Raw genomic sequence first — 13480 nt, 5'->3', positions numbered from 1 at the left:
TACTTGATAATATATGCTAATTGATACCAGTGTCAATTAGCATATATAAATCAAGAAGAAAAAAATTAACCCAGCCATCCTTCTCGATCCAGACTTCTATATTGAATTGCTTCTGAAATATGATGCGAAATAATATGTTCTGAATGCTCTAAATCGGCGATGGTTCTGGAAACTTTTAAAATCCTGTCATAAGCTCGTGCCGAAAGATTTAACCTTTCCATTGCTGTTTTAAGTAATTCTTTCGAAGGCTCATCAAGCCCGCAAAATTCACGTATAAGTTTACTACTCATTTGAGCATTATAATGTACATTTTCTACTGCTTCAAATCGCTTAGTTTGTATTTCTCTGGCTGCAGTTACACGTTTACGAATCTCAACACTACTTTCTGCTTTTCTGTCATCGGCTAATTTTTCAAACGGAACAGGTGTAACTTCTATATGAATATCAATTCTGTCTAATAACGGTCCTGAAATTTTACTCATATAACGCTGCATATCGTGCGGAGAAGTGGTATTTGGCGAACCAGGGTCATTAAAAAAACCACTCGGACTTGGATTCATACTGGCAACCAACATAAAAGAGGATGGATAAGTTATAGTAAACTTGGCACGAGAAATAGTCACTTCACGGTCTTCTAACGGCTGGCGCATTACTTCCAGAACGTCTCGTTTGAATTCCGGAAGTTCATCTAAAAAAAGAACACCATTGTGCGCCATCGAAATTTCTCCTGGTTGTGGATAGCTCCCCCCTCCTACCAGAGCTACATTTGAAATAGTATGATGCGGACTCCTAAATGGCCTTTGATTCATTAACCCAACTTCTTTTAATTTTCCTGCAACACTATGAATTTTAGTAGTTTCCAAAGCTTCGCGCAAAGTCATAGGTGGCAGAATACTCGGAACACGTTTTGCTAGCATGGTTTTTCCTGCACCAGGCGGACCAATTAAAATAATATTATGACCTCCCGCAGCCGCAATTTCCATACACCGCTTGATGCTTTCCTGTCCACGGACATCAGAGAAATCAAATTCAGGAAAATCCAGTGTTTTGTAGAATTCTGCTCTTGTATCAATAACAGTCGGCACCAGAGTTCCTTTGCCCGAAAAGAAATCGATTATTTCTTTAAGATTGGCAACACCATAAACATCTAATCCTGTCACAATTGCCGCTTCTTTAACATTTTGAATAGGAAGAAAAAATCCTTTATAACCTTCTTCTTTTGCTTTAATTGCAATGGGAAGCGCCCCGCGAATAGGCTGTAAACTTCCATCAAGAGAAAGCTCCCCCATTATAATATAACGTTCAATTTCAGGCGCTTTTATTTGATCCGAACCAACTAGAATTCCCATTGCCAAGGTTAAATCATACGAAGAACCTTCTTTTCTGAGATCAGCGGGAGCCATATTGATGGTGATTCTTTTCCCAGGTAGACTATAACCGTTGTTTTTAAGTGCTGCTGCAATCCTGAAACTGCTTTCTTTTATAGCATTGTCCGGCAATCCTACTAAATGATAACCAATACCTTTGTCCATATGAACTTCAATCGTAATGGTTGTTGCTTCTACTCCAAAAACGGCACTGCCGTAAACTTTCACTAACATAAATAAATTCTTATAAAAAAAGTAAAAGTATTTAAATTAGAATTAAAAAAGTTATTTTTTGTAAATATTTTATTACTTTGCTATTTGGGTAAATTTCAATTTCCACAATTATTTTTAAATTTTAATCTACCGCTAAAAAATCAAATAATACAATGAATGATATTCATAATACGAGAAAACTATTAGCTAAAAAGGCAACAGAATTTATTGCTGGAGGATTTAAACCCACACATTCTACAAGCGAAAGCTGGATTGGCAGAGTTTATCTATACAATGAAGATGAGGAGATTCCAATTGATAATAATCGAAAACTAATGATCCCTTTATTTCAGCTTTGTTTTGATAATCTTCCTTATGTTCCAGAAATTTTGAAAGAGACTAAAATCATTACCGTTTTCATTTCTGAAGATTATCCAATGGATTTAAATCAAAATGGAAATAATTGGGTTTTGAGAGAGTACAAAAGTAAGGATCGAATAGTATTTAAAGATTTAAAAAATAAATCATCATTTATTAAACCTTTTCCTTTATCAAGTAAACTAATCGAAGAAGATTTTCCTGTTTGGGAAGATCAAAACATACCAGATAATATTGGTAATAGAGTTAATGAACTTGAAGATTCAAAAGAGATAGGCTCTTATTATGATTTTTTTGAAAACAGTTACGGTCATAAAATTGGAGGATATGCAAGTTACTGTCAATCTGGGATTTATTATGGTAAAGATTTTGAATTTGTGTTTCAAATTTCTTCTGATGAAAAAGCGAATTTAAACATTATAGATGGAGGAAACTTTTACTTTGCCAAAAATAATAAAACAGGAGAATGGCTTTACTATTGCGATTTTTATTAAATCTTATATTGAAGTAAATCAATCTGGATTTGAGTCTTACTTTCCTTAATTGGATTGTTTAACCAAACCTTTATGTTTTGCCCCCCAATTCTCCAACTGGCGCCATATCGGAATCAAATCATTGGCAATTTCCGTTAGTTCATAATCTACTCTTGGTGGCACTTCTGCATAAACAGTTCGCTTTAACAGCCCTTCTTTTTCTAAATCACGTAATTGCAATGTCAGCATTCTTTCTGTAATGTTTGGAATCTGTTTTCTTATTTCACTAAATCTCAGCTTACCTTTTTCAAGTTTACAAAGTATTAACAATTTCCATCTTCCGCCTATTTTACAAACGGCATACGTTAAATCACAACCTTCAATAATGCATTTTTCGTTTAGCATATTGGTCGAGTTTTCTTTTCTATTTCCCATTACTTACAAATTTGTTAGTACCATACATTTAAATGTGTACTATGCAAAATTAATAGATTAAAAATACTTTTGCCCTGTTTAACAAAATTAATATAAATGAAAAAATACGCATACATTGGTTGTCTTGGTTTTTTAGCAGTCATTACAACAGAATTTGGTATCATTGGCATCTTGCCACAAGTTGCAGAACATTATAAAATCACAATAGACAAGGCTGGATCTTTACTAAGTGCCTTTGCCTTAGTCATCGCACTAACAGGGCCTTTTATGACTTTAGTTACCTCTCGATTTGACCGTAAAAAAGTCATGCTTGCAGCAATTTTTATTTTTTTAATAACAGGAATAGTTTCTTCTTTTTCGCCTCCTTTTTGGTTATTAATGCTCATTCGGATTTTGCCCGCATTTTTACAGCCTGTTTATATTGCAACGGCTTTGGCTGTAGCAGTTTCACAGTCAGATAAAAAAAGAGAAAACGAACTGATGAGTATTGTATTTAGTGGTGTAGCTATTGCTATGGTAACCACAGTTCCTTTTGCCACTTGGCTGGCAGGATTATGGTCTTGGGAATATTCGTTTATGGTACAGTCAATTGTGAGTATTATAGCTCTTGCAGGAATTTACTTTGTACTACCTTCAATGCCTGTAAAAGAAAAAAAATCGTATGGAAGTCAGTTGAAAATCTTAACACAGCCTACTTTCATCATTAGTACGGCAATGAATTTTTTTATGATTACTGCTTGGTTTTCAACCTATAGTTATTTTGCAGAATACCTAAATAAAGCTAAAGGTATGGACATTACAATGGTAAGTTATATGCTGTTTTTATTTGGTATTATTGGAGTTTTCGCCAATTGGATTGCCGGTAAAATGCTGAATAGAAATATTGCAAAAACTACGGCGTTTTTTCTTTCAGGAACTATTTTAATTCCTGTCTTATTATATTTTTCTGATGGAAATAATGTGGCTACCATTATTGTAATTGGAATTTGGGGATTTCTATATTCTCCGAGCTTCTTAAATGCTTCAACTTATATGATTTCTTCTGTACCAGATAGTTTAGAGTTTGCTAACAGTCTCGCTACTTCTTTTGGAAATTTGGGCGTAACATTAGGTACAACTTTAGGAGGCTGGATAATCGTTACAAAAGGCGTAGAATATAATCCTTGGTTAGGAGTTGTTTTTGGCGCATTGGCACTTTTGATGATTGCATTAAGAAGTTTTCTGGAACGTAATGCTCTTACAACAATCCAAAGTTGTCCTTAATTTAAATAATGTATGCTAAAATTTTATCACTGGAAAACTGAAAAAAGTTGTGTTCATTTGATTATTCTCAGTCTTCAAGATTGGGAATAATCTTTTGCTTTTAAAATAAAAACGACAACTTAATTTGTGTTTTTATCTCCTCCACAATCTTACTCAAATCCAAACTATTCTGGTGCGACCAAAGCTCGCTTTCTATTTGATTATTTCGAATACAATCATGACATTCAATCGCTTCATGTGCATATCCTTTTCCTAAATAGGACAGACTGAAAACAGCCTCTTTTGCTCCATTTTCAAACAAAGAATATCCATCCGCTATATACCAAGGAGAATTTAAATGAATTCTTCCTTCCGTTCCACTTATAGACGCTTTCATATCAGAATCTGAAACTATAGAAGCATGTAAAACTGCCTGGGCACTTTCATATTGTAAAATAATGGAAGTCTGTAAATCAACTTCATTTTTATGCATTACTGCTTTGGCAAGTATCTCTTTAGGATTACCTAAAAGTATATAAGAGAGAAATAAAGGATAAACTCCAATATCAAATAAAGCGCCACCACCAAGTTTTTTATCAAAAAGTCTTTTGTTTTCGGTTTCACTTCCATAAAAAGCAAAATCGGCATTTATATAATTTACGTCTCCAATTACTCCCTTATTCACTTTTTGTAAAACATCTTGAATTGAAGGAATAAAACGCGTCCAAAATGCTTCCATAAAAAATCTATTGTGCTTTTTAGAAGCTTCAACTATTCTCACTGCATCTTGATAAGATAAAGCCATTGGTTTTTCACATAAAACATGTTTGCCATTTTCTAAAGCTTTAATTGATAATTCAGCATGAGAATTATGAGGTGTGGCAATATAAATGATTTCAACTTCCAGATCTGCAAAAATCAAATCATAAGAATCATATACTTTGAAAGCATTAAACTTTTCTGCAAATTGCTGTCCTTTTGAAAAATCTCTAGAAGCAACGGCTGTAAGTTCTGCATCTTGCAGTACTAGTAAGTCAGAAGCAAACTGGCTTGCAATATTTCCCAAACCAATAATTCCCCATTTAATTTTTCTTTTTTCCATTCTTATATTTTAATCATTAAAATTGTTAAAAACATTAAAAAAACATTACCAATTAAAAATACGATACGTTTTTACCCAACAAATATCCAATATATCGCAAAAAGTAACAATCAATTAACCCAAAAATTATCAAAAGTCTTATTAAGGAGAAAAAAAATGTTGCTGAATTACAAATTTTAAGTCCTTTTTAACAAATTCACGCAAAATTTAAGGGGTCAAATTTTAAATTTAACAAAAATTAAACATTGAACCCTATTTTTTTAGGGGGTATTAAATCATTTTATACTTTTATAAAAAATTTTAAAACTAAATAACTATGCGAAAAATTATTTTAAGTGTGATTCTTATCACGATTTTGGTACTAACCTTTATTTCAAACTTTATCATTGCAGACAACCCAATCCCTGCCGAAGCTGTTAAGTTTGATACAGGAGATACTGCCTGGATGATCGTTGCAACTGCATTTGTATTGTTAATGACTCCTGGTTTAGGATTTTTCTATGGAGGAATGGTAGGTAAGAAAAACGTAATTAGTACTATGCTTCAAAGTTTCATGGCAATGGTAATTGTTACTATACTATGGACAGTTGTTGCGTTTGGATTAGCTTTTGGACCAACCATTGGAGGAATTATTGGAAATCCATCTTATAATTTATTCTTTGAAGGAGTTGGAACAAATACAGCATGGAGCTTAGCACCAACTATTCCTTTTATATTATTCGCATTATTTCAGGCAAAATTCGCTATCATTACTCCTGCATTAATTACAGGTGCTTTTGCAGAACGTGTACGTTTCTGGGCTTATTTACTGTTCATGGTTTTATTCATCTTATTCATCTATACACCGCTTGCTCACATGACTTGGCATCCTGATGGGATTTTCTTCAAAATGGGAGTTCTTGACTTCGCCGGGGGAACTGTAGTACACATGAGTGCAGGATGGGCTGCATTGGCTGGAGCGATCTTCTTAGGAAAAAGAAAAGTTCAAAAAGTTAACCCTGCCAGAATTACTTACGTATTATTAGGAACTGGTTTACTTTGGTTCGGATGGTTTGGTTTCAACGCCGGATCTGCATTAGGAGCTAACGGACTTGCCGCTCAGGCTCTTGGAACAACTACTGTAGCTGCTGCTGCTGCTGCAATGGCATGGGTTTTCCTTGATAAAATTTTAGGTCACAAATTATCTGCGCTTGGAGCTTGTATCGGAGCGGTTGTAGGTCTTGTTGCTATTACTCCTGCTGCTGGTTTCGTAAGTATCTCTCACGCAATCTTTATTGGTTTATTCTCTGCAATTGTAAGTAACCTTGTAGTAAGTAAATTTCCTAAAGGAAAAATTGATGATGCTTTAGATGTATTTGCTTGTCACGGTGTTGGTGGTATGGTAGGTATGTTATTAACTGGAGTTTTTGCTTCAAAAGCTATAAACCCGGCTGTTGGAGACAATCAAGGTTTAATCTTCGGAACTCCAACTTTATTCCTTAACCAATTAACCGCTCTTGTTGCAGTGTCAATCTTTGCTTTTGTTGCTTCTTATGTTTTATTCTTTGTTGTAAATAAAATTACACCTCTAAGAGTTACTGAAGAAAAAGAAGAATTAGGATTAGATATCTCTCAACACGGGGAATTCTTATAAGATATTAATTTTCACTTTCGCTTGATAAATAAAAAAGCGTCCTAAGCAATTAGGGCGCTTTTTTTGATGCAAGCTAATGAAATTCCACCTATGAAAAATTTCACAAACAAAACATTTTGCAAATAAAATATCCGACTGATAAAACATTTCTATCGATGAAACATTTCTACAATGGTAAGTCGGTGTAATAGTTTTTACCTAAAAGCAAAAAAAACAATTACATAAAAAAAGACTGTCTCAAAAATCGAGACAGTCTTTTTTACTTGAACTTTTTACCAATGAAACATTCCTCGGAATTGACTCACACTGTAAATAGTTCGCAATAAAAACAGAAGCCAATTACATCAAAAAAGGTTGCCTCTAAAATCGAGACAACCTTCTTATTTGAATTAATTTTAACCCCCAAAGAAAAATTAATTTGTTAGAATAAAGTTTTTAAAGCTAATAATTCTTAATTCTTAATTCTTAATTCTAAAAATCTTATTTGAAATTAGAAATTCCTTCTTTCAGCCATTGTAAATATTCTTCTGTACTAACGTAGCTGATTGTTGGTTTAGTATTATTTAAATTATTTCCTTCTAAATCTGTAATCACATACAAAGGCTGTGTATTCGTTTTATATTTAGAGATCATAAAATCTGTCCATTTATCTCCTGCAGTAATAATTTTATCTCCTGCAGCTGTGGTGAATTGTTCTTCTTTTGGAAGTTCACGTTTATCATCAACATAAAGTGAAATCAAGACAACATTATTTTTTAGAATTGGTAAAACCTCTGGTTCTGACCAAACATTGTTTTCCATCTTTCTGCAATTTACACAAGCATAACCTGTAAAATCAAGCATGATTGGTTTATTAATTTCTTTTGCATAAGCTAAACCATCTTCATAATCATGGAAAACCATAATTCCGTGTGGCCCTAATTCTGCTCCAGCAGGCAAACCCTTTGGATCCGTATTTACTGCTGCATGACCTGATCCTCCAACTCCAAACGGACTCTCACTATATTGCGGCGGTGGCGGAAAAGCACTAATTAATTTTAATGGCGCTCCCCAAAGTCCTGGAATTAAATACATAGTAAATACAAAAGTCAGTAAACCTAAATATAATCTTCCAACTGAGATATGCTGCATCGGACTATCATGAGGCAACGTAATTTTTCCGAATAAATATAAAGTCAATGCTCCAAAAATAGCAATCCAGATCGCGATAAAAACTTCTCTTTCTAAGAAATGCAATTGTAAAACCAAATCAGCATTTGATAAGAATTTGAAAGCCAAAGCCAATTCTAAAAATCCTAAAACCACTTTTACCGTATTCAACCATCCTCCGGATTTTGGCAACGAATTTAACCAGCCCGGGAACATGGCAAACAACATAAATGGAAGTGCTAATGCAGAAGAGAATCCTAACATTCCGACAACCGGAGCAATTCCTCCGTTTGAAGCCGCTTCAACCAATAGAGTTCCAACAATAGGTCCTGTACAAGAAAAAGACACAATTGCTAAAGCCAAAGCCATAAACAATATTCCGATTATTCCACCTTTATCCGCTTGCTGATCGGCTTTATTTGCCCATGAATTTGGAAGCATAATTTCGAAAGCTCCTAAGAATGAAGTCGCGAAAATGATCAGAATAATAAAGAAAATCAAGTTAAACCAAACATCTGTAGACAAAGCATTTAAAGCATCTGCACCGAAAATTTTAGTTACAATTAAACCTAAAATCACATAAATAGCGATAATCGAAAATCCGTAAATAATAGCATTTCTTATTCCTTTTGCCCTGCTTTTACTTTGTTTGGTAAAGAAACTTACCGTCATTGGAATCATTGGGAAAACACATGGTGTCAACAACGCAGCAAATCCGGACAAAAAGGCAATAAAGAATATCGACCACAAACTTCTTGCAGGAGCTTGTGCAGGAACTCCTTCTTGAGAAGTTACCTCTTTATTAACCGCTTTAACTTCTTCTTTTGCTGTTTCTGCAACTACTGATTTTACAGTATCTACAGCAATTCCAACTGTTTTAGTTTCGTCCAGTTTATCTTCTTTTACAACCGGTATTTCCTCTATTTTAAAAGTCGATGGAATCGCAATAGAGAATTTCTTACTCGAATTGATACAAACTTCTTTACAAACCTGAAAATCAAAATCTACATCTACCGTTTTTAAGTTTGGGTTAATGATTTTTATTTCCTGCTCTACATGAGCTTTTCCTTCAAAATAAGTTTCATCTACACCAAATACATCATTGAAAGAAGTTTTTGTTTTTCCTTCTTTGGCTTTGCCAACTAATTCGTAATTTCCTTTTTGGTTTTTAAAAGTAATTTCCAAAGCAAGAGGCCCGCCTTCAGGAGTAAACTGCGAATACATATGCCAGTCTTTTTCGATAACTGCATCGAAAATTAATACAGCATTATTTCCTTTCTTTTCAATTTTAGAAGTCCATTTTACCGGTTCTAATATTTGCGCGTTACCTTTTGCAAAAGCAAAGAAAAACAAGAAAAGTAAAATAGTTTTAGTCCAAACGTTTTTAAACTGATTGTCCTTTAGAGTTTGAGTAAAGTTCATTATTGCAATTCTATTTTTAGTATATTATTTGTGGTTTTCTTTATTTTAAATCGTTCGTCCTGTCTCATTCCAACAACCCAGATTATTTGGTCATTATAACATAAAAGCCAGGTTTTCTCTTTTTCAATCAATGATAGCTTTTCATCTTTAAAAAGTTTGCTGACTTTTTTCGATTTTCCATTCATTCCAAAAGGCTGAAAGACATCGCCTTCTCTCCATTTTCGCAATACTAACGGAAAACCGATTTTATCGGCATCGACAAATATAGCTTTATTTGAATCTAATGTTATGTGACTAACGTTACAAAGAGACATTTTTAAGGGAAAATTAACTTCTGCATCGTTTTCACTAATTTCATATTCATCCTTTTCTGATATTTCAGAAAACGGGCTCAAAATCAGCATTTCCCGATTTTTAAGCAACCTGAATTCCGAAGAAAAAATTTGCTTGCCCGACTGCCCTTCCACTAAATCATAAATATCGTTCCAGGCAGAAAATCCAAATTCATTGAGCCATTGATAGAGATAAGATTTATAATTTGGAAGTTTTTTCAATTGATTTAAATCAAAATGAATATCTTCTCCTGCTTCTTTTGCCACTTGTTGATAGACCATAATTGAAGCATCTTCAACCATTTCTTTTGATTCTTTTAGAAAAGATTGCGTTTTCTCAAAAGCGGTCAAAAAATTAGGATTGATTTCTTTTAAAATCGGAACTAAATCATGACGAATTTTATTTCGCAAATATTTATTTGAAGCATTACTGCTGTCTTCACGCCATTTGATATTATTTTCCTCAGCATATTTCAAAATTTCCTCTCTTGAAAAAGGCAGAAGCGGACGAATAATTTTATCGTTTTGCTCCGGAATTCCTGTCAAACCTTCTAAACCGGTTCCACGTGTCAAATTGATAATAAAAGTTTCCAGGTTGTCATCGGCGTGATGGGCGGTTAAAATATAATCGAAGTTTTCTTCTTCTAATAATTCATAAAACCAGCTATAACGAAGTTCCCTTGCAGCAACCTGCGTCGATAATTTATAATCTTTAGCAAAAGCTTCCGTATCAAAATGAGTGGTGAAAATTGGGATATTATTTTGCTCACAATACTTTTGAATAAATTCCTGATCTCCAAAACTTTCTAATCCTCGAAGTTGGAAATTGCAATGCAAAACAGCAATTTCATAAGGAAGTTTGGCCATCAAATGCAGTAAAACCATACTATCCAGTCCACCGCTTACAGCCAGAAAGAGTTTTTTTTCTGCTAAAAAAGGAAATCTAGAAGCGATATGATTTTGAAATTTTGAAAACATCTGATAAAAGTAAAAAATTAAATTCGATCTATTTTTAAATGAAATGTTAAGCGAGGTTTTTTCGCCACGAATTCACGAATTATTTTGAAAAAAATCGTGAATTCGTGGCAAAAAAATTACCTCAAAACTTCATGCATTGCTTTCGCTTTTAAGAGACATTCTTCATATTCTTTTTCTGGAACTGAAAGTGATGTTATAGCACTTCCAACTGAAAATGAAATATATTTATTTTCCTGATTGTATAAAATACTTCTAATAACGACATTAAAATCAAAATCACCTTCTGGTGTAAAATATCCTACCGCACCACTATATAAACCTCTTTTAGTTTCTTCCAGATTTTCTACAATTTGCATTACCGAAATTTTAGGAGCGCCAGTCATACTTCCCATCGGAAAAGTTGTTTTCAAAGCATCTACAGCCGAATATTGTGCATCTAATTTTGAAGTTACTGTAGAAATCATTTGATGCACTTGTAAAAACGAATAAATACCGCAAAGCTCTTCAACCTCAACCGATCCTTTTTGAGCTGTATGCGATAAATCATTTCGAACTAAATCGGTTATCATAATATTTTCGGCACGCTCTTTTTCGTCTGAGACCAAAATTGATTTCGATTTTTCATCTTCTTCCAAATCTGAAAAACGCTTCGAAGTCCCTTTAATTGGCTGCGAAATAATTTTTTCTCCGACTCTCTTTAAATAACGTTCCGGCGAAGCAGAAAGCAGATATTGCTTGTAGTTTTTAAAGAAAACAGAAAAAGGAGCCTTCGAAATTTCATTTAGTTTTTGAAATTTTTCTAACGGATTTATAACCACATTTTCGGCATAAAATTCCATACAGAAATTAGCTTCGTACATATCTCCAATATGGATATGTTCCAGCATTTTATTTACTTTCTCAATATATAAATCTTTAGAAATGCGTTGTTTAATTTCTAAAGACTCCAAACTTTGGAATTTAGAATTTGGACTTTGAACTATTTCTTCAAAATCCTCTTCCAATTCATCGTCACAAAGCATTAAATATTGAATTTCAAGCTCATTTCCTTTCAAAATAAAAATCTTTTTAGGCTGAAAGAAAAATAAATCCGGAAAATCTAATCCGTCAAAATTATTAGAATGAAGATTTTCGATGTCATTTTTAAGATCATAAGAAAGATATCCAAAAAGCCAGTCTTTTGTATTTTGCTGATACTGTTTTAAATCTTCAAAGGCATTATAATAATCGGTCTTTAAAGACGTAAAAGCATCAATTGCCAATAAACAATCAAAACTGGAATATTGCTGTGGATACGAATTACTGTCTAAAAAAACAATTTCCCGAAACTGTTGTGCCCAATTTAAAAGCTGTTCTTTAAACTGCTCAGGATTTGAAATAGGCTTGGTAATAGAAACTCTCAAAAATGAATATTTTTTTAAGTTACAAAATTACAACAAAAAAAAACTAATGTTTAAAATTATTGGCACGCTTTTTATTGTATCGATTTTGTAATAATTCACGTGCATTTAACAACCAAAATCTTAATCAATTTTAACTTTTATGAAAACACTTATAAAATTAAGCCTCATAAGCTTTTTATCACTTTTTTTACTTTTCTCCTGCAAAAAAGCAGATAGCACATCATCCGCAGATATTAAAATTGAATCTGCCAGCAGAGATGAAGCTGTAGCAACTACAGATGCAACTAATTCTGAAAGCGAAGGACCAAAACAGCAATTACAAATTCAGGCTGGTCAAATTACGGCAGGAGAATGGAACGACTTAAACAATTGGTCTTTTTGGGAATCGTTAAATGAAAACTCTGAATTCTCAGAAATGAGTACGTATTGGAAATATAACCTAAGAGACAGAATTTCTGTCAATGTAAAATCAGGTTCAGAAAATATGGTAGACATACCTGTATCGTTACTTAATTCACAAAATGAAATTATCTGGACATCCAAAACCAATAATAAAGGAAATGCTGAATTATGGCCTCTTTTAAAGAATACTCAAAAATCTGATTTACAAAGTTTAAAAGTGAAAGTTGGAAATGAGGTTTTTGATAATATTCAAAAATACAGCAAATTAAAATCCAATATCTTATCTCTTAAAAATTATTACAAAAGCGACTCTGAAAAGAAAATCGACATTGCTTTTATGGTTGATGCAACAGGTTCAATGGGAGATGAACTGGAATACTTAAAAGAAGAATTATCAGATGTAATCTTAAAAGTAAAACAACAAAACCAGAATACAAAAATAAATATGGGCGCTGTTTTTTACAGAGATCAGGGAGAAGAATATGTAACGAAAGTTTCTGATTTCTCTTCAAATGCTGACACTACGATCGGATTTATAAAAGAACAATCAGCTGCTGCCGGCGGTGATTTTCCTGAAGCAGTTGAAACTGCTTTAGATAAATCAATTAACTCTTTACAATGGTCGGAAAATGCGACTTCCAGGATACTTTTTTTAGTTTTGGATGCTCCTCCTCATTATGAAAATCAAATTGTATCTGAAATTCATACTTTGATCGAAACAGCAAGCAAAAAAGGAATTAAAATTATTCCTATTACTGCAAGTGGTATTGACAAAGAAACTGAATTTTTAATGCGCTATATGGCAATTGCCACGAATGGTACTTATGTATTTATTACAAATGACAGCGGTATTGGCAATGATCATTTAATTGCATCCGTAGGTGATTATCAGGTCGAATATTTAAACAAACTAATGGAAAGGCTGATAAACGAAAGTCTTAAATAAAAAGA

General features: G+C 33.2%; 10 protein-coding genes. 4 read left to right on the top strand and 6 right to left on the bottom strand.

Translation table 11 applies throughout. From position 1 onward, the window contains the following. Positions 1-65: 65 nt before the first annotated feature. Positions 66-1601 carry a YifB family Mg chelatase-like AAA ATPase gene (locus tag ACFS3A_RS01100; RefSeq protein ID WP_379823367.1) on the bottom strand — a complete coding sequence of 512 codons (1536 nt, stop codon included), beginning with the start codon at positions 1599-1601 and terminating at the stop codon, positions 66-68. 152 nt (positions 1602-1753) lie between these two features. Between ACFS3A_RS01100 and ACFS3A_RS01095 the strand changes: the two genes are divergently transcribed. After that, entirely contained in the window at positions 1754-2452 is a 699-nt protein-coding gene (locus tag ACFS3A_RS01095) for a DUF1963 domain-containing protein (protein ID WP_379823366.1), read from the top strand. 45 nt (positions 2453-2497) lie between these two features. Here ACFS3A_RS01095 and ACFS3A_RS01090 read toward each other — a convergent pair whose 3' ends face one another. Next, positions 2498-2866, bottom strand: coding sequence for a winged helix-turn-helix transcriptional regulator (locus ACFS3A_RS01090; protein WP_379823363.1), 369 nt, complete (start codon positions 2864-2866; stop codon positions 2498-2500). A 96-nt stretch (positions 2867-2962) separates the two neighbouring features. On the opposite strand from ACFS3A_RS01090, the gene ACFS3A_RS01085 reads away from it, so the two are divergent. Further along, positions 2963-4129 (top strand): MFS transporter, encoded by a 1167-nt coding sequence (locus ACFS3A_RS01085; protein WP_379823362.1) that lies wholly within the window; start codon positions 2963-2965, stop codon positions 4127-4129. A 100-nt stretch (positions 4130-4229) separates the two neighbouring features. Here ACFS3A_RS01085 and ACFS3A_RS01080 read toward each other — a convergent pair whose 3' ends face one another. Continuing rightward, positions 4230-5210, bottom strand: a complete 981-nt coding sequence (locus tag ACFS3A_RS01080) for a Gfo/Idh/MocA family protein (protein WP_379823361.1) — start codon at positions 5208-5210, stop codon at positions 4230-4232. Positions 5211-5526: 316 nt separating this feature from the next. Between ACFS3A_RS01080 and ACFS3A_RS01075 the strand changes: the two genes are divergently transcribed. Further along, on the top strand, positions 5527-6843 hold the full coding sequence (locus ACFS3A_RS01075) for an ammonium transporter (RefSeq protein ID WP_379823358.1): 1317 nt from the start codon (positions 5527-5529) through the stop codon (positions 6841-6843). Positions 6844-7323: 480 nt separating this feature from the next. On the opposite strand, the gene ACFS3A_RS01070 is transcribed toward ACFS3A_RS01075, so the two are convergent. The 3 genes from ACFS3A_RS01070 to ACFS3A_RS01060 all read right to left on the bottom strand — a co-directional run bounded on the left by ACFS3A_RS01070 (position 7324) and on the right by ACFS3A_RS01060 (position 12127). Next, positions 7324-9414 carry a protein-disulfide reductase DsbD family protein gene (locus tag ACFS3A_RS01070; protein ID WP_379823356.1) on the bottom strand — a complete coding sequence of 697 codons (2091 nt, stop codon included), beginning with the start codon at positions 9412-9414 and terminating at the stop codon, positions 7324-7326. After that, positions 9414-10724, bottom strand: a complete 1311-nt coding sequence (gene tilS, locus ACFS3A_RS01065) for a tRNA lysidine(34) synthetase TilS (RefSeq protein WP_379823355.1) — start codon at positions 10722-10724, stop codon at positions 9414-9416. Before tilS ends, ACFS3A_RS01070 begins: the two co-directional genes overlap by 1 nt. Positions 10725-10840: 116 nt before the next feature. Then, positions 10841-12127, bottom strand: coding sequence for an anthranilate synthase component I family protein (locus ACFS3A_RS01060; protein ID WP_379823353.1), 1287 nt, complete (start codon positions 12125-12127; stop codon positions 10841-10843). Positions 12128-12266: 139 nt separating this feature from the next. Here ACFS3A_RS01060 and ACFS3A_RS01055 point away from each other — a divergent pair, with 139 nt between their 5' ends. Then, positions 12267-13475 carry a vWA domain-containing protein gene (locus ACFS3A_RS01055; protein WP_379823352.1) on the top strand — a complete coding sequence of 403 codons (1209 nt, stop codon included), beginning with the start codon at positions 12267-12269 and terminating at the stop codon, positions 13473-13475. The last annotated feature ends 5 nt before the right edge of the window (positions 13476-13480 follow it).

It is taken from the genome of Flavobacterium notoginsengisoli, from assembly GCF_042686225.1.
Classification (GTDB): Bacteria; Bacteroidota; Bacteroidia; order Flavobacteriales; family Flavobacteriaceae; genus Flavobacterium; species Flavobacterium notoginsengisoli.
The sequence above is the reverse complement of the archived record's forward strand: the minus strand, read 5'-3'. Positions and strand labels throughout refer to the sequence as shown.

Coding starts and splice junctions, on each gene's coding strand:
- ACFS3A_RS01085 (WP_379823362.1), top strand. CDS start 2,963: ATGAAAAAATACGCATACATTGGTTGTCTTGGTTTTTTAGCAGTCATT.
- ACFS3A_RS01080 (WP_379823361.1), bottom strand. CDS start 5,210: ATGGAAAAAAGAAAAATTAAATGGGGAATTATTGGTTTGGGAAATATT.
- ACFS3A_RS01095 (WP_379823366.1), top strand. CDS start 1,754: ATGAATGATATTCATAATACGAGAAAACTATTAGCTAAAAAGGCAACA.
- ACFS3A_RS01055 (WP_379823352.1), top strand. CDS start 12,267: ATGAAAACACTTATAAAATTAAGCCTCATAAGCTTTTTATCACTTTTT.
- ACFS3A_RS01090 (WP_379823363.1), bottom strand. CDS start 2,866: ATGGGAAATAGAAAAGAAAACTCGACCAATATGCTAAACGAAAAATGC.
- ACFS3A_RS01070 (WP_379823356.1), bottom strand. CDS start 9,414: ATGAACTTTACTCAAACTCTAAAGGACAATCAGTTTAAAAACGTTTGG.
- tilS (WP_379823355.1), bottom strand. CDS start 10,724: ATGTTTTCAAAATTTCAAAATCATATCGCTTCTAGATTTCCTTTTTTA.
- ACFS3A_RS01100 (WP_379823367.1), bottom strand. CDS start 1,601: ATGTTAGTGAAAGTTTACGGCAGTGCCGTTTTTGGAGTAGAAGCAACA.
- ACFS3A_RS01075 (WP_379823358.1), top strand. CDS start 5,527: ATGCGAAAAATTATTTTAAGTGTGATTCTTATCACGATTTTGGTACTA.